This is a genomic window from Martelella lutilitoris (assembly GCF_016598595.1).
In the GTDB taxonomy this organism is placed as follows: Bacteria; Pseudomonadota; Alphaproteobacteria; order Rhizobiales; family Rhizobiaceae; genus Martelella; species Martelella lutilitoris_A.
Map to the genome: position 1 here is coordinate 3488186 of NZ_CP066786.1, position 20012 is coordinate 3508197.

At 64.1% G+C, this 20012-nt stretch carries 18 protein-coding genes; 9 read left to right on the forward strand and 9 right to left on the reverse strand.

The annotated features are described in order from the left end of the window. Window positions 1-381 precede the first annotated feature (381 nt). The gene (locus JET14_RS16715; RefSeq protein WP_200334954.1) at window positions 382-1404 is read left to right on the forward strand and encodes a LacI family DNA-binding transcriptional regulator; all 1023 of its coding nucleotides are present in this window, start codon (window positions 382-384) and stop codon (window positions 1402-1404) included. A 79-nt stretch (window positions 1405-1483) separates the two neighbouring features. Here JET14_RS16715 and JET14_RS16720 read toward each other — a convergent pair whose 3' ends face one another. From JET14_RS16720 to mutL, 3 genes are read right to left on the reverse strand one after another with little or no spacing between them, the layout of a single operon-like run. Continuing rightward, window positions 1484-2008 carry an AAA family ATPase gene (locus tag JET14_RS16720; RefSeq protein WP_200334955.1) on the reverse strand — a complete coding sequence of 175 codons (525 nt, stop codon included), beginning with the start codon at window positions 2006-2008 and terminating at the stop codon, window positions 1484-1486. Window positions 2009-2032: 24 nt separating this feature from the next. Beyond that, a complete protein-coding gene (locus tag JET14_RS16725; RefSeq protein ID WP_200334956.1) occupies window positions 2033-2263 on the reverse strand; it encodes a DUF2093 domain-containing protein in 231 nt (76 codons plus the stop codon). Window positions 2264-2294: 31 nt separating this feature from the next. Next, window positions 2295-4169 carry a DNA mismatch repair endonuclease MutL gene (mutL, locus tag JET14_RS16730; RefSeq protein ID WP_200334957.1) on the reverse strand — a complete coding sequence of 625 codons (1875 nt, stop codon included), beginning with the start codon at window positions 4167-4169 and terminating at the stop codon, window positions 2295-2297. 153 nt (window positions 4170-4322) lie between these two features. Here mutL and JET14_RS16735 point away from each other — a divergent pair, with 153 nt between their 5' ends. Then, window positions 4323-6365 (forward strand): NADH:flavin oxidoreductase, encoded by a 2043-nt coding sequence (locus tag JET14_RS16735; protein ID WP_200334959.1) that lies wholly within the window; start codon window positions 4323-4325, stop codon window positions 6363-6365. A 4-nt stretch (window positions 6366-6369) separates the two neighbouring features. Here JET14_RS16735 and JET14_RS16740 read toward each other — a convergent pair whose 3' ends face one another. Next, a complete protein-coding gene (locus JET14_RS16740; RefSeq protein WP_200334961.1) occupies window positions 6370-7251 on the reverse strand; it encodes an SMP-30/gluconolactonase/LRE family protein in 882 nt (293 codons plus the stop codon). 653 nt (window positions 7252-7904) lie between these two features. Here JET14_RS16740 and JET14_RS16745 point away from each other — a divergent pair. Continuing rightward, window positions 7905-9035 carry an Mrp/NBP35 family ATP-binding protein gene (locus JET14_RS16745; protein WP_200334963.1) on the forward strand — a complete coding sequence of 377 codons (1131 nt, stop codon included), beginning with the start codon at window positions 7905-7907 and terminating at the stop codon, window positions 9033-9035. A gap of 7 nt (window positions 9036-9042) precedes the next feature. Here the strand turns inward: JET14_RS16745 and nagA are convergent, their stop codons facing one another. Genes nagA through JET14_RS16760 form a run of 3 tightly spaced genes read right to left on the reverse strand, consistent with a single transcriptional unit; the run spans window position 9043 to window position 12005 of the window. Continuing rightward, window positions 9043-10197, reverse strand: coding sequence for an N-acetylglucosamine-6-phosphate deacetylase (gene nagA, locus JET14_RS16750; RefSeq protein ID WP_200334965.1), 1155 nt, complete (start codon window positions 10195-10197; stop codon window positions 9043-9045). 1 nt (window position 10198) lies between these two features. Beyond that, a complete protein-coding gene (locus tag JET14_RS16755) occupies window positions 10199-11230 on the reverse strand; it encodes an SIS domain-containing protein (RefSeq protein WP_200334967.1) in 1032 nt (343 codons plus the stop codon). Between the two features lie 25 nt (window positions 11231-11255). Then, a complete protein-coding gene (locus JET14_RS16760; protein WP_200334969.1) occupies window positions 11256-12005 on the reverse strand; it encodes a GntR family transcriptional regulator in 750 nt (249 codons plus the stop codon). Between the two features lie 150 nt (window positions 12006-12155). Between JET14_RS16760 and JET14_RS16765 the strand changes: the two genes are divergently transcribed. The 6 genes from JET14_RS16765 (at window position 12156) to JET14_RS22975 (ending at window position 18073) form a co-directional block, all read left to right on the forward strand. Next, window positions 12156-13076, forward strand: a complete 921-nt coding sequence (locus tag JET14_RS16765; protein WP_246750354.1) for a LysR family transcriptional regulator — start codon at window positions 12156-12158, stop codon at window positions 13074-13076. A gap of 120 nt (window positions 13077-13196) precedes the next feature. Beyond that, window positions 13197-14696, forward strand: a complete 1500-nt coding sequence (locus JET14_RS16770; protein WP_200334971.1) for an ABC transporter substrate-binding protein — start codon at window positions 13197-13199, stop codon at window positions 14694-14696. Window positions 14697-14698: 2 nt separating this feature from the next. Beyond that, window positions 14699-15679, forward strand: a complete 981-nt coding sequence (locus JET14_RS16775; RefSeq protein WP_432443044.1) for an ABC transporter permease — start codon at window positions 14699-14701, stop codon at window positions 15677-15679. Next, a complete protein-coding gene (locus JET14_RS16780) occupies window positions 15676-16494 on the forward strand; it encodes an ABC transporter permease (RefSeq protein ID WP_200334973.1) in 819 nt (272 codons plus the stop codon). The genes JET14_RS16775 and JET14_RS16780 overlap by 4 nt, the downstream gene beginning before the upstream one ends. Next, the gene (locus tag JET14_RS22970) at window positions 16494-17294 is read left to right on the forward strand and encodes an ABC transporter ATP-binding protein (RefSeq protein ID WP_348648074.1); all 801 of its coding nucleotides are present in this window, start codon (window positions 16494-16496) and stop codon (window positions 17292-17294) included. The genes JET14_RS16780 and JET14_RS22970 overlap by 1 nt, the downstream gene beginning before the upstream one ends. Next, window positions 17291-18073 carry an ATP-binding cassette domain-containing protein gene (locus tag JET14_RS22975; protein ID WP_200334977.1) on the forward strand — a complete coding sequence of 261 codons (783 nt, stop codon included), beginning with the start codon at window positions 17291-17293 and terminating at the stop codon, window positions 18071-18073. Before JET14_RS22970 ends, JET14_RS22975 begins: the two co-directional genes overlap by 4 nt. Before the next feature lie 69 nt (window positions 18074-18142). Here the strand turns inward: JET14_RS22975 and JET14_RS16795 are convergent, their stop codons facing one another. Both JET14_RS16795 and JET14_RS16800 read right to left on the reverse strand, forming a co-directional pair. Continuing rightward, a complete protein-coding gene (locus JET14_RS16795) occupies window positions 18143-18907 on the reverse strand; it encodes an SDR family NAD(P)-dependent oxidoreductase (RefSeq protein ID WP_200334979.1) in 765 nt (254 codons plus the stop codon). Between the two features lie 119 nt (window positions 18908-19026). Beyond that, complete coding sequence (locus JET14_RS16800) at window positions 19027-19926, reverse strand: LysR family transcriptional regulator (RefSeq protein ID WP_246750355.1); 900 nt, start codon at window positions 19924-19926, stop codon at window positions 19027-19029. Between the last annotated feature and the right edge of the window lie 86 nt (window positions 19927-20012).

Sequence of the window (20012 nt, forward strand, 5' to 3'; positions counted from 1 at the left end):
TCACATTCAACCCTCTCGAGGGCTTAGGTTGTCAGACAGCACTTTATCCAAAGCGCTTTGACATCTCCAGAGAATTCTCGTGTGACGGGTCTGAGTCAACCCCTTTCCGCAAATCATGTCCGATTTTTGCCGTTTTTTCGCGTTTAGCGACGTTTTCTTGACAATCTATCCGGAAAGGGTCTTCCCTTCCCCCGGCAAGGCTTGATAAAAAAGCCAAACCGCTTTGGAAAACGCCAAAGAAGTCCACACACGCTCTCTTGCGCGAGCGCGCAAGCGAGGCGAACGGATTTCTGCGGAACCATCCTTGCCGGTGAACGATTTGGAGCGCACTAGGTTTCACACCTTATTTTTGTGTTACGTGCCTCCGGGGAGGAAACGGGAGTGAACCTGAAACAATTGTCGGCGCGGCTCGGCCTTTCGCCGACGACTGTCAGCCGGGCCCTGAACGGATATCCCGAGGTCAATGCCGCAACCCGCGAGCGGGTGCTCAAGGCCGCGCGCGAGACCGGCTACCGGCCGAACCGCACGGCGCAGCGCCTGGCCACCGGCAAGGCCGGTTCGATCGGCCTGTTGATGCCGATCGGCGACCAGGTGATTTCGGACCTGCATTTCGGCGAGTTCCTGAGCGGGCTGGGCGAAAAGGCCCAGGCGGAGGACTTTCACCTCGTGGTCATGCCGTCTGACCCCGCTGACGAGGTCTCCGCGCTGCGAAGCCTGGCAACCAGCGGCTATGTCGACGGGCTTTGCCTGGCCTATATCCGCGAGCAGGACAGCCGGATCGATCTGATGGAATCCTTCGGCCTGCCCTTTGTGGTCCACGGCCGCTTCTTCGATCCGCCGCACCCCTATCCCTCGCTCGACGTCGACAATGAGGCAGCCTTTTACGACGCCACGCGTCTCCTCCTCCAGCTTGGCCATCGCCGTATCGGCCTCATCAACGGCGACGAGAAATTCGGCTTTGCCATCCGCCGGCGCGACGGCGTCATCAAGGCGCTCTCGGAGGCGGGCCTCCGCCTTGATGAACGCTTCCATGTCTCCGCCCAGATGACCGAGGCCGACGGACAGCGCGCGGCCGAACGGTTTCTTTCCGGCGACGAGACGCCGACTGCCATGCTGTGCTCCAGCATGGTGCAGGCGCTCGGCATCGTGCGCGCCGTCACGCAATCGGGCCTTCAGCTCGGCAGGGATATCTCGCTGATCTCCTATGACGACGTGCTGCCGCTCCTGCGCCCCGAGCTGTTCTCCGTGCCGCTGACCACGACACGCTCGTCGCTGCGCACGGCGGGCAAACGGGTCGCCGAACGGCTGATCCACCGCATCAACGGCCTGGAGAAGGACGATGTCCAGGAATTGTGGCGACCGGAACTGGTCGTGCGCGCCTCCACCGGACGGGCTCCGGGCTGAATGCGCGCCTTGCAGGCAAGCGAGCCTTCCGCGCCTTCGAGCGGTTTCCGTTGCATCGCACATGGCGATTTGCCGGCGCTTACGCCCCGCTCGCGCAAAGCGGTCGAAGCCTCTTCAAGATGCGCTCTGCCGCCCGGTCGGCCGAAAGCGCGCTTGTGTCCAGCGCAAGCGCGGCTTCGGGCCATGGCGCATAGTCACGGTCAAGCACATCCTGCCAGCCCGGCTCGACATGCCCTTCGCCAATATCCCTCGTCCGGCTTTCCAGCCGGGCGCGATGGAGCGCCGCATCCGCGCAGATGACTTCGACGCCGAGGAAACCGGCTCCGCCCTCTGAAGCCGCCTTTTCGAACATGGCGCGGGTCAACGGCCAGGGATTGACGCAATCGATGATAACGTCCTGTCCGGTCTTCAGGTTCGAGACGGCGAGCGCCGCGGCGATTTCATAGCCCAGCGGACCGATCTCGCGCGCCGGGTCGTCCTTCCTGAGCACGGCCTCGATCTCGTCGACGCGCAGGAAGACCGCCGGACGTTCCTGCGCGAAACGCCGGGCAATCGTGGTCTTGCCGACGCCCGGCAGGCCGGCAAAGGAAATGAGCGTCGGCACGCGGTGTCCCTCGTGGATCGCCGGTCAGGCCCTGCCGGTCGGCAGCGCTCCGGCCCTCTTCTCCGCCTTAAAGGCGGCAGGCGCATCAACATAGGCTTCCTGTCGCGCAACGCTCCAGTAGCGCAGTTCGTCCAGCGGAATCCGCTTGCCAGTCACCGCGCAGGTCACATGGGTACCGGGTATGACCACTTCGAAATCGGCGTCCAGATACCGGATTTTCGCCTCGCCGCGGCCATTGCCTTCAAGGATATTCAACAGTTCATCTCCAGAAATTCGCCCGCCGGTGCTAGCGCCCGAACAGACGTTCGATATCGGAAAGCTTCAGCTCTATATAGGTCGGGCGACCGTGATTGCACTGGCCTGAGCCCGGCGTCGCCTCCATCTGCCGGAGAAGAGCATTCATTTCCTCCACGCGCAAGCGCCGGCCGGAACGCACCGAGCCGTGACAGGCCATGGTGGCGGCAACGCTCTCGAGCTTCGCCCGCAGTCCCTCGGCCGTTTCCCATTCGCCAGCCTCGTCGGCAAGCTGGCGGATCAGCGCCGGGGCGTTGACCTCGCCCAGCATGGCCGGCGTCTCGCGCACCGCGATCGCGCCGGGCCCGAAGCGCTCATAGACGAGGCCGAGGCGGCTCATCTCCTCGGCGAACGGCATCAGCCGGTCGCAGTCTTCTTCCGGCATATCGACGATCTCCGGGATCAACAGGCCCTGCGAGGGCAGCCGGCGATCGGCGAGCGCCTTGCGCAGCGCCTCGTAAACAAGGCGTTCATGGGCGGCATGCTGATCGACGATCACCAATCCGGTCTCCGACTGGGCGACGATATAGTTTTCATGCAGCTGCGCGCGGGCGGCCCCCAGAGGATGGCTGAGCGTGGCCTCCTCGCCGCGCGACGGCTCGAAGGCCTCCGACCGCGCCGAGGGCGCATCGAAACCGGCAAGCATGCGAGCGGCCTCTTGCGGTCTTTCGGCCTCCGCAGTTCCGGCAAAGGCGGGCGCGGCCCCTTCGGCAAAGCCTTCCGGCCGATAAGGCGAGCGCTCGGGCGACCAGTTCACGTTCGACGGGCGAATATCGCGACGGCCAAAGCCGCTGCCGAAACCGCCTGTCTGTTCGCCTTGCGGCGCGAGGCCCGGCCTGAAGGCCCTCAGCATCGCATCCGCCCCGGTGGACGACGCGCGGTCGCCGCTCCTCGTCAGCGCCTCGCGGATCGCTCCGACGACCAGCCCGCGGACCAATCCGGGGTCACGAAAGCGGACATCGGCCTTGGCCGGATGGACATTGACGTCGACCAGAGCCGGATCGAGCGAGAACCAGAGGACGGCCATCGGATAGCGTCCCTTCGGCACGGTCTCGGCATAGGCCGCGCGGATGGCCCCCATCAACAGCTTGTCCTGCACCGGGCGGCCGTTGACGAAGGCGTAGAGATGGCCGGAATTGCCGCGATTGAAGGTCGGCACGCCGACAAAGCCGGAGAGGCCGACGTCTTCTCGCACGGCATCGATCTCGATCGCGTTCGGCCGGAAATCCTTGCCCAGCACCTGGGCGATGCGGGCAAGCCGGTCATCGCCGGTTGCCGGCAGTTCCAGCGTCGAGCGGTCGGAGCCGGAAAGCACGAAGCGGACGGCCGGAAAGGCGAGCGCCATGCGCTTGACCACCTCGGTGATCGCGCCGGTTTCCGCCCGTTCACTCTTGAGAAACTTCAGCCGGGCGGGCGTGGCGAAGAACAGGTCGCGCACTTCGACAATCGTGCCCGGATTGACGGGCGCGGGCTGCGGCTCGGCAAGCTTTCCGCCGTGAAGCTCGATCCGGTAGCCCTCCGCAGCGCCCTTCGTGCGGCTTGCAACGGAAAGCCGCGCCACCGAACCGATCGACGGCAGCGCCTCGCCGCGAAAGCCGAGCGTGCGGATATCGGTGAGATCGGCGGAAATCTTCGAGGTGCAGTGACGCCTGACGGCCAGCGACAGATCGTCCGGGCTCATGCCGGAGCCGTTATCCGTGACGCGCAGCAATGCCTTGCCGCCGCCGGCGGTCGCAATCTCGATGCGGGTCGCCCCGGCATCAAGCGCGTTTTCCACCAGTTCCTTGGCAGCGCTTGCCGGCCGCTCGATGACCTCGCCGGCGGCAATCTGGTTGATGACGGTTTCCGAAAGCTGTCTGATGCTCATGACGCATACTTAAAGGGATTCGCGCCGTTTTGAAACGCTCGCGGATTATGCCGTCCCCCGCTTTTGGCGCGCACGGGACAGCGCCCGGCGCTTTTGCCAGGGCATGAACCTCATTTCCGTGTAGCATGGACGAAGAGAACGCCGGAGACCGCCATGCAGAATGATCCCTTGCTCCAGCCCTTCCAACTGAAACATCTCAGGCTGAAGAACCGGCTGATGTCCACCGCTCATGAACCGGCCTATGGCGAGGGCGGACTGCCGACGGAGCGCTACCGGCTCTATCACCGGGAAAAGGCAAAGGGCGGCATCGCACTCACCATGACGGCCGGATCGGCGGTCGTCGCGCCGGATTCGCCGGCGGCCTTCGGCAATCTCCATGCCTGGCGCGACGAGATCGTGCCGCTGATGGCGCGCCTTGCCGAAGACTGTCACGAGCACGATTGTGCGGTCATGATCCAGCTCACGCATCTCGGCCGGCGCACCAGCGGCTGGAACATGGGCGACTGGCTGCCGGTCCTTTCCGCCTCGCCGACGCGGGAGGCAGCCCACCGCACCTTCCCCAAGGCGATGGAGGATTTCGACTTCGCCCGCATCGTCGAGGACTACGCCGCCGCTGCCGAACGGATGATGGCAGCCGGCCTCGACGGCATCGAGATCGAGGCCTATGGCCACCTCCTCGACAGCTTCTGGTCGCCGGTTACCAACCAGCGCGACGATGACCATAACGGCCCGCTTGAAAACCGGCTGCGTTTCACCTTTCAGGTGCTCGAGGCCATCCGCAAGCGCTGTGGTCCGGATTTCATCGTCGGTCTGCGCCTCGTTGCCGACGAGAACCGGGCGGGCGGCCTTTCCCGCGCGGAAGGGCTTTCGATCTGTCAGATGCTCGTCGACAGCGGCACGGTCGATTTTCTCAACGTCATTCGCGGCCATATCGACCATGACGCGCCGCTCACCGAGGTGATCCCGATCCAGGGCATGGCGTCCGCCCCGCATCTCGATCTTGCCGGCGACGTCCGTCAGAAAACACGCTTTCCCGTCTTCCACGCCGCCCGCATCGCCGATGTCGCAACCGCCCGCCATGCGGTCGCCGAAGGCCGTCTTGACATGGTCGGGATGACGCGCGCCCATATCGCCGATCCGCATATCGTCGCGAAGATCGAAGCCGGGGTCGAGGACCGGATCCGCCCCTGCGTCGGCGCGACCTATTGCCTTGACCGGATCTATGAAGGCGGCGAGGCGCTCTGCATCCACAACGCGGCGACCGGGCGCGAGGCGACCATGCCGCATGTGATTGCGAAGGCGGAAACACCGCGCAAGGCTGTCGTGGTCGGAGCCGGGCCGGCAGGGCTTGAGGCCGCGCGGGTGCTGGCCGAGCGCGGTCATGATGTCGCGGTGTTCGAAGCCGCCGGGGAAGCGGGCGGGCAGATCAGGCTTCTCACCCGCAATCCACGCCGGCGCGAGCTCATCGGCATCATCGACTGGCGGCTCGCCGAGCTGGAACGCCTGAATGTCCCGATCCGCTACAATGTCTATGCGGAGGAAGACGATGTTCTGGCGGAAGAGCCGGATCTGGTTTTGGTCGCCACCGGCGGCATTGCCCAGTCGCCGCCGCTTGATGAGGGCGAAGCGCTTGCCGTTTCAAGCTGGGATATCCTGGCCGGCACGGTGAAACCCGCCGACACGGTGCTGCTTTATGATGATCACGGCGGTCACCCGGGCCTGACGACGGCCGAGATGATCGCCAAAAGCGGCGCAGCGCTTCGGATCGTCACGCCCGAGCGCTTCTTCGCGCCCGATGTCGGCGGCATGAACCATGTGCCCTATGCGAGATGCTTTGCGGAAAATGGCGTCGAAATCACCATCAACAAGCGTCTTTCGGCGATAAGGCGCGACGGCAACGGGCTGAGGGCGGTGCTTGCCTCCGACTACGCGCCGGGCATCTTCGAGGAAGTCGCGGCGGCACAGGTCGTGGTCGAATACGGCACCATGGCGATGGACGATCTCTATTGCGCGCTGAAGCCCTTTTCCCGCAATGGCGGCGCGGTTGACTACCAAGCACTGATCGCGCGCGAACCGCCGCTTCCACAAACCAATGCCGAGGGCCGGTTCGATCTCATCCGCATCGGCGATGCGATCCATGCCCGCAACATTCACGCCGCCATCTATGACGCGTTGCGATACTGCTCGCTGATGTGAGGGCTCAAAACGCCCGGTAGGCCGGATCGAAGCGCGGATTTGCGCCTGTCACCAGGGCGAAGGTGAAGCCGGCATTCGGTTCCTCGATGATATCGGCATCGCGGGAAGCAGACGTCACCATCATCCAGCCGCCGTCGCGGCCGATGAAGGCTGGGCAGGTCGGCTGGCGGGCGGGCAGCTGGAAACGGGCGACGAGCTTTCCGGAAGTGTCATAGTGGTCGAGAACTCCGGCGCCGAAACGGGCGTTCCAGATGTGCCCGTCACCGTCGCAGATCGCCCCGTCCATGGCGCCGGGCATTTTCGACGTATCGATGAACACTTCTTCCGGCCCTTCGGGCAGTCCGGTCTCGGCATCGACGGGCACGCGCATCAGCTTGTTGATGCGGCTGTCGACAAAGTAGCCGGTTGCGCCGTCGGGCGAAAAGCAGATGGCATTGGGGATCGACACCTTGTCGAAGATCTTCGTCACCTTGCCGGCGAGCACATGGTAGATCGCTCCTGCCTGGTCTTCGGCCTCCTTGCCCATGGTGCTGACCCAGAAGGCGCCGGATTGATGCACCCGTGCATCATTGGAGCGGGTGACGGCATTGTCCGGCTCGATGGCCGCATGCAGGCTGAGCGCACCGGTCGAGACATCGTGAAAATAGAGCCCGGTCTCCATGGCGATGACATGGCGTCGCTCGTCGACCACGGCCATGGCGCTCGCCATTTCCGGCAGCGACACGATCCGGCGGTCCCGTGAAGAGGCATTGAGCAGGTGAAGCTTGCTGTTGAGAATGTCGAACCACCAGATCTGGTCAGAGTTCGGGTCATAGCCCGGCCCCTCGCCGAGCGTCGTCCGGTCATTCACCAGAATACGGCCTTCGAATACGGTCTCTGCAGTCATTGTCGCTACCGGCGCTCCTCTTGTCATGTGGTGGCGGTCTTTTGCATTCGCGAGAGCCCCCCGCGCGAGAATCGCAGACTTTCCCGGTCGTGCAAATGAGGAAAGCCAACGAAAGCCGAGAAATCAAGCGATCTTGCTCTGCCCATGCCGTCAGGCGGGACAAAAGCTCCGAAAAAGCCCCCGGGACTGTCATTGGAAGAAAAAAATCCGGATTTCTGAACGCCCCCCGGCTACGCTGCTGCGGGCCCAAAAAATAAGCTGAGTCAATAATTTGTGCATCGCAACACAGACGCTCTGGCCGTCATTGACGGGCGATCAAGTCTAAATCCCTGTTCTTCCCGCAAAAAAGCCGCTTGCATTGGTTCAGGTATTCGTTCATCTTCTCTCCAGTTCCAGAGGGGATGAAAACAAACACGCGCCCAAGAGCGCGACTTGAAAACGATAGAAACGCCGGCGCGACGGGCTTTGAAAGTCTATGTTTTCGCCCCGGCGTTTCTATTTTTTTCTCCCCCACCCTTCCTCGCCCCACGAGAGACATGCTTTTCGACTGACTGCCTTTCGGACAAGGCGTCGAGTCGAGCGGGGCGGCTTGGCCATTGGCGTTTCGCGCAATCTCCACTATCTAGGCACTGAGTGAGAACAGGAAGGCAGCCATGAACGCGATCAGCAAGGAACAGGTTCTGAAGAGCCTAGAAACCGTCACGCTTGCCGACGGCAAGCCCCTGTCTTTCAGCGGCCTCGTCTCCGACATCTTCATCGCTGACGGCAAGATCTATTTCTCGCTGAACGTTCCCGCCGACAAGGTTGAGGCCTACGAGCCGGTGCGTCTTGCCGCGCAAAAGGCCGCCGAAGCGCTGCCCGGCGCGCGCCAGGCGCTGGTGACGCTGACGGCCGAAAAGCCTGCCGGACAGAAAGGCGAGCGCCCCGATGCCAGACAGAAACCCGATGCGCCGAAAGAGGGCGCCGGCGGAAAGGGCCAGTCCAAGCCCGAAATTCCCGGCATCGGCTCCATCATCGCCGTCGCCTCCGGCAAGGGCGGCGTCGGCAAGTCCACCACCTCGGTCAACCTTGCGCTCGGCCTTGCGGCGGAAGGCCTCAGGGTCGGACTTCTGGATGCCGACATCTACGGCCCGTCCATTCCCCGGTTGATGGGCCTTTCCGGGCGGCCGATGCAGGGGCCCGGCCGCACCATCATGCCGATGGAGAAATACGGCCTCAAGGTGATGTCGATCGGCTTTCTGGTCGACGAGGGCACCGCCGTCATCTGGCGCGGGCCGATGGTGCAATCGGCGCTGATGCAGATGCTGCGCGAGGTTGCCTGGGGCGAACTCGACGTGCTCGTCGTCGACATGCCGCCCGGCACCGGCGACGCGCAACTGACCATGGCCCAGCAGGTGCCGCTTGCCGGGAGCGTGGTCGTCTCCACGCCGCAGGACCTGGCACTCATTGACGCGCGCAAGGCGATCGCCATGTTCAACAAGGTCTCCGTGCCGGTGCTCGGCATCGTCGAAAACATGAGCGCCTTCATCTGCCCGAATTGCGGCGAAACACACCATATCTTCGGCCATGGGGGCGCGAAGGCGGAAGCCGAGAAGATCGGCGTCCCCTTCCTGGGTGAAGTGCCGCTGGCGATGGACATCCGCGCCACCTCGGATGCCGGAACACCGGTGGTTGCCGGCGAACCGGACGGCCCGCACGCAAAAGCCTATCGCGCCATCGCCGCGGGGACCAAGGCCGGCCTTGCGGCCAAAACCAGCAAGGGTCCGTCGATCGTGTTCGATTGAGGCGTCATCAACCGGCGGCGAAAACGCATGCGCCGCCGACATAGGTGGCTTTCAGCGAAAGGTCTTCGCCAAGCAGCACGAAATCGGCATCGGCACCATCGGCAAGCCGGCCCTTGCGGCCCGCGCCCACGGCATCGGCCGGGTAAAGCGAGGCCATGCGCAAGGCCTCCTCCAGGGGCACGCCAAGCATCCTGTGGCAATTGCGCACGCAGGTCAGCATGTCGGTATCCGCCCCGGCCAGCGTGCCGTCTTCCAGCGTGAGCCGGCCGTCGCGACGGTAGATCGTGCGGCCGTTGAGGGTGAAGCTTTCCATATCCGTTCCGGTAACCGACATGGCGTCGGTCACGAGAAAAATGCGACCCGGCCCCTTCTTCGCCCTGAGTGCAATCCCCATGGCCACGGGATCTACATGATAGCCGTCGGCGATCAGCCCGCAGGAGAACGCGCCATCGGACAGAGCGGCGCCGACAAGGCCCGGCTCCCGATGGCCGAGCGGGCTCATCGCGTTGAAGAGATGGGTCGCCATGGACGCGCCCGCCAGGCGGTATTCGCGCGCGGTGGCGCAGCTTGTCGCGGTGTGGCCGAGGCTGACGGTGAACCCGGCTTCGACAAGCCGGGCAACCTGCTGGCGCCTGACGCTTTCCGGGGCAACCGTTGTGAGCGCCACGCCGAAGGCGCCTGCATGTGCGACGAGGAAATCGCAATCATCTTCATCCATGGATCGGATCAACGCCGGATCATGCGTGCCCTTCCTGGCGAGCGAGAGATGCGGGCCTTCCAGATGGAGGCCGAGAAAGCCCGGCACGCCCGCGTCAAACGCAGCCCGCCCCGCCGCAGCGGCCTTCTCGACGGTTTCGCGCGTGTCGGTGATCAGCGTCGGCAGAAGCGATGTGGTGCCGAATTGCTGGTGGGCCCTGCAGATGGTTTCGATGCCGGAAAGGCTCGGATCGTTGTTGAACAGCACCCCGCCGCCGCCATTGACCTGGAGATCGACAAAACCCGGCGCCAGGATCAACCCGTCGGCGCGGATGATTTCCGCGTCCGGCGGCACACGACGCTCTGCCGCAAGTCCTTCAACGCCGGTCTGCGAAAAGACCAGAGCCATGCCATCGTGAAAACGCTCGCCGTCGAAAAGCCTGGCGCCGCAAACCGCCTTTTTCATCTCACTCGGTCTCCGTCACCTTGTTGAGCGCGACCGGCTGGTCGGGATTGAAGCCGCGGGCGCGCGAAAGCTGCTCGATGAAGCTGTAATAAGGCACGATCAGGGCGAGCGCATCGGTCAGCGGATGACCGGTCGCCACAAAGGGAAGCCGCACGGCCCCGCCTTCAGCCATGTCCGAGGACAGGAACACGGCCGCTCCCTTTTGCGCCATGCCGGATGCGGTTTTGGCGATCGCGGCCTCCGCCTTGTCGCGCGCGGCAAAGGCGATCACGGGAAAACGCGCCTCCACCAGCGAGACCGGCCCGTGCAGCACTTCGGCGGAGGAATAGGCCTCGGCGTGAAGCTCGGAGGTTTCCTTGCATTTCAGCGCCGCCTCGCTGGCGATGGCAAAGCTCGGGCCACGCCCCAGCACATAGAGCGACTGCGCGTCCTTCAGCAAACCCGTCAGCGGCGACCAGTCGCAGGCAAGCGCCTTTTCAAGATCCTCGGGCAATCGACCCAGCGCCTTCCTGAGGCCCGCATCATCGGCCCATTCGGCAAGCACGCCGAGCCCGGCGATGATCGAATTGACGTAGGACTTGGTGGCGGCGACGGCCTTTTCCGGTCCGGCGGCAATATCGATCGGCTGATCGGCCGCTTCTGCCAGCGGCGAGGCGATGGTGTTGACCAGCGCAAGCGTCAGCGCGCCGCCGGCCCGCGCGGCGTTGGCAAGCGCGACGATATCCGGACTTTTGCCCGATTGCGAAATCGAGATCGCCGCAGCCGAGCCCATCTTCAGCGGCGCGTCATAGATCGAGGCGAGCGACGGGCCGAGCGAGGCGACGGGCACGCCCACCGTCAACTCGATCGCGTATTTGAGGAACAGCGCCGCGTGATCGGAGGAGCCGCGCGCGACCGTGACGACAACACCGGGATCTTTTGCCGCAAGCGCCCTGCCGGCCTCGGCGAAGGCCTTGCCGCTGCCATCGAGCAGCCGTGCGGCGGCAGCCGGAATTTCGTTGATCTCACGGCGCATATGGGTTTCGTCGGTCATCACAAGGTCTCTTTGTTGCATCGCCTCACCCCTCTTCGGAGTAGGTCAGCTCGGCGACAAGGTCGTAGATATCGCTTCGGTAGAAGGATCGGGTGAATTCTATGGCGCGGCCGGCGGCATCAAATCCGGTGCGGTCGATCGCCAGGGCCGGCGCGCCGGCGGGAACTTCCAGAAGCCCGGCCTGCTCATCGCTCAGAATGGTTGCGGTGATACGCTCATCGGCGCGTTGAAGGCGAATGCCGCGTTCGGTAAGCGCGGCGTAGAGCGACGGGCCGATGGCTGCCGGCGCCTCCAGAATGTCGCCCGGAAGCGCCGTGTATTCGAGCGCCATCGGCCGGTCGTCGGCAAAGCGGATGCGGCTGAGGCGGGCGATGCGCGCGCCCGGCGCGATATCGAGCGCCTCAGCCTCTTCGGCCGATGCCGGCTGGAGCGCGCGTTCCAGCCAGAACGAATGCGGCTCCATGCCGCGCGCCTTGATATCCTCGGTAAAGGATGTCAGGCGCTTGAGTTTCTGTTCGATGCGGACGGCGGGACGGGCGACGAAGGTCCCCGCCCCGCGCCGGCGGTTCAGAATCCCCTCGCCCGTCAGTTCGGCAATCGCCCGGCGAACCGTGACCCGGCTGACGCCGAGCCGCACGGCAAGATCGCGTTCCGGCGGCAGAGCGGCGCCGCCCTCGAGCGCGCCGCGGGCAATCGCCGCGCGAATACCGGCCTTCAGCCGCCGGTAAAGCGGGCCTGTTCCCGAAAGATCAATGTCATCAAACAGCGCCTGCATCTCGCACTCGATTCATCTTTCGCAAAACTAATACCAATCAGATACCAAATTGCAAGCCATGCCGGTCGCGAAAACGCGGGAACAGCCATGGCGGGGCTTGCGGTCCGGCAGATGACCGGCTCATATGGCAAATTCGAACGGGAAGGACGCATGCAGCTACAGGCCATCATCTATTTCAACGAACTTGTGCGCTCGCGCTCCATCCGCCAGGCCGCCGAGGCGCTTGGCGTTTCGCCCATGGCCGTCAGCCGCCAGCTCGAAAATCTCGAGGCCTATTTCGATGCGCCGCTGGTGGAACGCGGCGCGCGCGGGATCGTGCTGACTGCGGCAGGCAGCCTGCTTGCCGAACGCACGCTCGGCGTCATACGCGACCTTGAAAGCGCCCGGCAGGTGATCGACGACCTGCGCGACCTGAAGGCCGGCCATGTCTCGCTTCATGTCAACGGCGCGGTGATCAGCGCGATCCTCGCCCCGGCGCTCGCCGAATTCTATGCGCTCTACCCCGCGATCTCGATCGCGGTCACGGTATCGTCCGCCGAGGCCGCGATCCGCGCCGTTGCCGCCGGCGAGACCGATCTGGCGGTGACGATGTTTTCGCCGAAGGACGGCGAAACGGAAACGCTGATCGAACTGCCCGTTCTGCACCAGCCGGTGATGGCGCCCGACCATCCGCTCGCCGCGGAGGCGACGGTGACGCTCGCGGCCATACGCGACCATGCCGTCGCCATGCCGGATCGCGCCTTCAGCATTCGCCGCGATTTTGACGCGCGCCAGCGCGCCGCCGGGCTTGAGCCGATGGACGCGACCTTCGAGACCTCATCGCTGGAACTGCAGAAGGAACTGGCGCGCAGCGGTGCCGCCGTCCTCATCCTGCCGGCCATGACGGTGGCGCGCGAAATCCGCGAAAAAGCGCTCGTCGTCCGCCCCTTCGAGAAACGGGCCGAGATCTCCACGGACATCAGGCTGGTCCGACCCGACGGTCCGACGCCGACCTTCGCGGCGAAACGCCTTGCGGACTTCCTGAAGACCTTCCTGCGCGCCCATGACAGGCGCGTTCAGCCGGGGGACTGAGGATGTCAGTGAAACGATTATCGTTACACATACAACGTTTTTCATGTTAACTGTTTACACTTCGTCTCCGAGCGCGGTATAGACCCTCCCAGTTCGATCCACGGGAGAGGATTTTAGACCATGAACAAATGTTTCGGCGCCCGCGCCCTTCTTGCTGCCTCCGTCTTCACCGGCCTGATCGCCGGCGCGCCGGCCTTCGCCGAGGCGAAGACGGACCTCGTGCTCGCCATGAGCACCGAACCGACAGGACTCGACCCGACAGCCGCGGCTCCCGTCGCCATCGGCCAGGTCGTCTGGCAGAATGTCTTCGAGGGTCTGGTCGCCATCAACGAGGACGGCGGGATCGTGCCGCAACTCGCGAATGCCTGGACGGTTTCCGATGACGGCCTGACCTACACATTCGACCTTCAGGACGGCGTCACCTTCCACAATGGCAAGGCCTTTGATGCCGAGACGGCGAAGTTTGCGATCGACCGCATCCTCGCCGAGGGTTCCGTCAATCCGCAAAAGGCGCTCTACAGCGCGATCGAGAGCGTGGAAACGCCTGATGCCGATACGCTTGTGCTGCATCTCTCCCGGCCCGCCTTCGACCTCCTCTACTGGCTCGGCTTTCCCGCCGCCGTGATGGTGGAGCCGACGAGCGTCGAGACAAACGCCACCGACCCTGTCGGCACCGGCCCCTTCGCTTTCGCCGAATGGCGCAAGGGCAATGAGGTGAAGCTTTCCGCCTGGCCCGATTACTGGGGAGACAAGCCGGCGCTCGAGAACGTCACATTCCGCTTCATCGCCGATCCGCAGGCCCAGGCGGCAGCCCTCAATTCCGGCGGCGTCGACGCCATTCCGGAATTCACCGCGCCCGAACTCGTCAGCCAGTTCGAGACGAAGGATGAATTCGAGGTCGTGCCCGGCACCACCGGCATGGAGGTCGTCGCCGGCATGAACAATGCCGAGCCGCCCTTCGATGACGCCCGCGTGCGCCGGGCGCTGATGATGATGCTCGACAGGCAGGCGATCGTCGAGGCCGCCAATTCCGGCTTCGGCACCCCGATCGGCAGCCATTTCTCGCCATCGGATGCCGGCCATGAAGACCTGACCGGCGTTCTGCCCTACGACCCGGAGAAGGCAAAGGCGCTTCTGGCCGAGGCCGGCTATGGCGACGGGCTCTCCTTCACCATGAAGGTGCCGAACCGCACCTATGCAGAGCGCGCGGCGGAAATCATGCAGGCCTATTTTGCGCAGGGCGGCGTGACGATGACGATCGAAACCTCCGAATTCCCGGCGACCTGGATCAAGGACGTGTTCAAGGATACGAACTACGACATGACCATTATCGGTCATGCCGAGCCGCTCGATATCGGCATCTATGCCCGCCACCCCTACTATTTCAATTATGACAATCCCGATTTCGACGCAACCATGACGGACATCGCCAACGCGACGGATGAGAACGCCCGGCTCGAAGGCTATCGCAAGGCCCAGGAGATCCTGGCCGAGGATGTACCCGCGCTCTTCCTTTATGCCTGGCCCAAGATCGGCATCTGGAAGGCCGGACTTGAGGGTATGTGGCGGAACGAGCCGGTTCCCTCCAATGATGTGACGGACGCCCGCTGGAGCGAATAGACTTGGCGCAAGCCGCAGAACTTTCAAAACGCAGGAAGGGCGCGCCGGCACGGCTGGCGCGCCGTTTCGCCTTTCTGCTCGCAAGCCTTCTCGCCGTTTCCTTCCTCATCTTCGCGGTGATGGCGGCCGTACCGGGCGATCCGGCGGAGATCATGCTGGGTACATCGGCAGCACCCGATACGCTTGCAGCCCTTCGCCACCAGCTCGGCCTCGACCAGCCGTTTCTCCTTCGCTATCTCGACTGGCTCTTCGGCGTGCTGACGGGCGATCTCGGCAATTCCTACACCTATTCCACGCCGGTCGGCGCATTGATTGCCGAGCGCCTTGCCGTCACGCTGCCGCTTGCCGGCCTTGCCATTCTCCTCTCGCTCGCCGTATCCGTGCCGCTCGGCGTGCTGGCCGCCGCCCGCCCCAATGGCCCGGTCGATCTCCTTGCGACGCTCTTTGCCCAGGTCGGCATCGCCGTGCCCAATTTCTGGATCGGGTTGCTGCTGATCCTCGGCGTGGCGCTGACCTTCGGCTGGTTTCCGGCCGGCGGTTTTCCGGGTTGGGAGGCGGGCATTCTTCCGGCTCTCAACGCGCTGGCGCTGCCCGCGATCGCGCTCGCCATACCGCAGGCCGCCGTGCTGATGCGGGTGACCAGGACAGCGGTCATCGAACTAACCGGCGAGGATTTCGTGCGCACCGCCCGCGCCAAGGGCGCGACGCCCGCCTACGCGCTCTGGCGTCATGTGGCGCCGAACGCGCTGATCCCGGTCGTCACCATGCTCGGCCTGCAGATCTCCGTGCTGATTGCCGGCACGGTGCTGGTGGAAAACGTCTTCGCCCTGCCGGGCATGGGCACGCTTGCCTATCAGGCGCTGGCCCAGCGCGACCTGATCGTGGTGCAGAATGTCGCTCTCTTCTTCGCGGCGATCGTCATGGGGCTGAACTTCGCAGTCGACGCGCTCTATGCCGTCATCGATCCGAGGCTGAGGCGATGAAACGTCTTCCCCTTTCCCTTCTGGTCGGAGGCGCGATCACCGCGCTGTTCGTGGCGACGGCAATTCTCAGCCGCTTCTGGACGCCGGCCGATCCGGCGATGATCAACATACCGGCCCGGCTAAAACCGCCAGGTCCGGGCGGGTTTCTGGGCGCCGATCACTTCGGCCGCGACGAGGCCTCGATGATCATGGCAGGGGCCTGGACTTCGCTCAGCATCGCCTTTTCCGGCGTTTTCATCGGCGGCTTTTTCGGCACTGCGCTCGGCACGGCGGCAGCAGCCATGCGCGGCCGTCTCGAGGCCGTGGTCATGCGCGTCAATGACGTGATCTTCGCCTTTCCGCCGGTGCTTTCCGCGCTTCTGCTTGCTGCCGTTCTCGGCGGCGGGCCGACAACGACGATCACCGCCATCGCCCTCTTCATGGTGCCGGTCTTCGCCCGGGTCACGCGCGGAGCCGCCCTGCAGATTGCCGCCCGCGACTATATCCTCGCCGCCCGCATGGCCGGGAAATCCGGCCTGCGCATCGCGCTCGAACATGTGCTTCCGAACATTGCGGCGCAGATCATCGTGCAGTTCGCCATCCAGACGGGGCTTGCGATCCTGACGGAAGCGGGGCTTTCCTTCCTCGGCCTCGGCGTATCGCCGCCAACGCCCTCCTGGGGCCGGATGTTGGCGGAGGCGCAGACCTACCTTGCCACCGCGCCGCATATGGCGCTTGCCCCGGGCCTTGCCATCTCGCTTGCCGTTCTCGGCCTCAATCTCCTGGGCGACGGACTCGGCGAATTGGCCGACCCGCGCCGAAGGAGCAGCCGATGATGCTGGAGATCGAAAGGCTGACGGTCGGCTTTCAGACGCGCGACGGTCTAAAGCAGGTGCTCCACGGCGTCGACCTTTCCCTTTCTCGGGGCGAGACGCTGGGCGTTGTCGGGGAGAGCGGCTCCGGCAAATCCATGCTGGCGCTGGCGACGATCGGGCTTCTGCCGCGCGGCGCTTCGACCTCCGGGGCAATCCGCCTTTTCGGCGATGACCTGCTTTCGCTCTCCGAACGGCAGATGAGCGCGGTCCGGGGCGAGAAGATCGGCATGATCTTCCAGGAGCCGATGACCGCGCTCAATCCGGCCATGACCGTCGGCAGCCAGATCGCCGAGGCCTTGCGTCTTCATCGCGAAATTTCCCGCAGCGATGCGCGAAGCGAAGCGCTGCGCCTGATGGAAATGGTGCGGATCGCCAGAGCCCGGGACAGATTAAAGTCCTACCCGCACGAGCTCTCCGGCGGCGAACGACAGCGCGTCGGCATCGCCATCGCGCTGGCGCTGAAGCCGGCGCTGCTGATCGCCGACGAGCCGACCACGGCGCTCGATGTGACGGTCCAGGCGGAAATCCTCGACATTCTCGATCAGCTGGTGCGCGAGCTCGGCATCGGCCTGTTGCTGATCTCCCATGATTTCGGCGTGATCGCCCGCATGGCGGACCGGGTCATGGTGATGCAGGGCGGGCGCGTGATGGAGACCGGGACGGCGGAAGGCGTTATTCGCCGGCCACAGCACGCCTATACGAGGAAGCTCCTGTCATCCCTGCCCCGTCGCGTGCGCGCCGGACTGGGAGACCTGTCATGACCCCGCTTCTGCGCGCTGAAAACCTATGCCGCCGCTATGGCGCCGACGGGACTGCAGCCCTTGACGATGTCTCGATCAGCCTTGAGGCCGGCGAAATCCTCGGCATCGTCGGGGAAAGCGGGTCCGGCAAGTCCACCCTTGCCCGCCTTGTCATGGCGCTCGACCGGCCGTCATCGGGCAAGGTGTTTTTCGGGGCCCATCAGATCACCGCGCTTTCCGCGCGAGAGCTTCGCCCCTTGCGCCGCGATTTCCAGATGGTGTTTCAGGACCCTTATGGTTCGCTCGATCCGCGCCACACGGTCGGCCGGATCATCGGCGAGCCGCTTGGCCTTGAGGAAAACGCCCCGCGCGGAGCAAAGCGGCGGCAGAGGATCGCCGCGCTTCTGGAAGAGGTGGGGCTGAGCGCGAGCGACATTGACCGCTACCCCCATCAGTTTTCCGGCGGGCAGCGCCAGCGCATCGCCATTGCCAGGGCGCTGATCACGCGGCCGAAGCTGCTGGTGGCCGACGAGCCGACCTCCGCGCTCGACGTCACGGTTCAGGCCCAGATCCTCAAATTGCTCTTGAGGATGCGGGCCGATCATGGCGTCTCGATCCTGCTGATCACCCACGATATCGGCGTCATCGACGAGATCTGCGACCGGGTGGCGGTGATGCATGCCGGGCGGGTCGTCGAAGCCGGTCCCTTGCGCAAGGTGCTGGACAATCCGCGCGAGGCCTATACCCGCCGCCTGCTTTCCGCCGAGCCGACGCTTGCACAGCTCAAACACCGGACATGAGAAAGCCCGGCCTGTTGGTCCAGACCGGGCCTTGATCACGACAGGAATGTCGCGGGAGAGAGCTTTTTGTCAGTCGGCGGTCATGCCGCCATCGACGGGCAGACGCACGCCGGTGACGAATTTCGCCTGATCGCTGGCGAGATAGATCACGGCATCGGCGATCTCGTCGGGTTCGGCATAGCGCTGCAGCGGAATGCTGGCGGCAAACCCCTTCTTCGCCTCGCCGCCATGGCCTGGCGCAAACCCTTCCTCCAGCGAACGCATCATCCGCGTTTCGACAGGCGAGGGATGGATCGAATTGACCCTGATGCCGTCGCGCGCGCCCTCGAGGGCAGCGGTGCGCATCAGTCCGACCAGCGCGTGTTTGGAGGTGATATAAGCGGATACATCCGGCGTACCGCCAAGGCCTGCCACCGACGACATGATCACCACATTGCCCTTCGTCTTCTTCAGCTCGGGCATGGCATATTTCAGGCCGAGGAAGATGCCGCGCACATTGACCGCCAGCACCTTGTCGAACATCTCGATCGGGTAATCGGTAATCGGCTTGACCACGCCCTCAATGCCGGCATTGGCGATGAGGATATCGAGCTTGCCGAACTTTTCGACCGCGGCCGTGACATAGGCCTGCGTCTGCTCCGGATCGGTGACGTCGGCCACCGCATAGGCCGCCTTGTCATGACCGAGTTCGGCGACCGCATCCTTCAGCGCATCCTCGTCGAGGTCGACCAGCAGCACCTTCGCGCCTTCGGCGGTCATGCGCTTGGCCGTGGCGATCCCGATCCCGCCGGAACCGCCCGTGATGATGGCCACCTTGTCCTTCAGTTGAGCCATTTCAGCCTCCCATGATTGTCCCATCTAAATGTGGGAAGTAAATGGTTCGCAGACAAGAACAATGACGGATTTGTAATGCTGAAACCGTTGGCTTCCAGACCGTTGACGAGCCCGAACGATCAGGCCTTCGGGGCGAACGCAGCTTCCAGGCTTTCGACAAAGCGCCGCACTCGGGCCGCCGGTTTTCGTCCGGCCAGATAGAGCGCATGAACCGGGCGTTTCGGCGTCTCGTAGTCTTCAAACAGCCGAACCAGCCGGCCCGCCTTCAGTTCCTCTCGGAGAATCGCTTCCGCCCCGAAGGCGATGGCCCGTCCTTCAAGCGCGGCGTGCATCAGCACGCGCCAGTCATTGCTGAAAAGGCGACCATCGACGCGCGTCTCATGGCTCCGGCCGTCCCGCGCGAATGTCCAGTGGCAGAGCGTATTCCCCGCCCGTTGCCCGAAGATCAGACACTGATGTTCGCTGAGTTTTTCCGGCGTTTCAGGGTACCCGTGACGCGCCAGATAAGCCGGCGCCGCGCAGGCGATCAGATGATAAAAACCGAGCGGCACGCTACTGAGCCCCGCATTGGCGGGCGCACCGATGCGGATCGTCACATCGTAGCCTTCCTCGACCGGGTCCACAAAACGATCATCCAGCGTCAGTTCCACCTGAACGTCGGGATAGCGGTCCAGAAACGCGCTGACTACAGGCGGCAACGCCAACCCGCCAAACGTTCTCGGCGCATTGACCCGCAACAAGCCACTGGGATGGCGATGCATGTCGGTGGCCAGATTTTCCGCTGCCTCCGTCTCCGCCAGAATGACCTTGCACCGTTCATAGAAGGCTCGCCCGGTATCCGTCAGGTCCTGTCTTCGTGTCGTGCGATGAATGAGGGTGGCGCCCACACGATCTTCCAGAAAACGGATATGCTTGGAGACCATTTGCGGCGAGATGCCCATAGCATCGGCAGCGGCTGCAAACGAGCCAAGATCCGCCGCTTTGACATAGACGGCCATGCTGGTGATCCGATCCAACATTATCCCCTCTCAGTTGTTTCTGAACAACAGTAAAAGCGATTTAAGAACAAATGGTAGCGTATTACACGGAGGTATCACCAACTCAA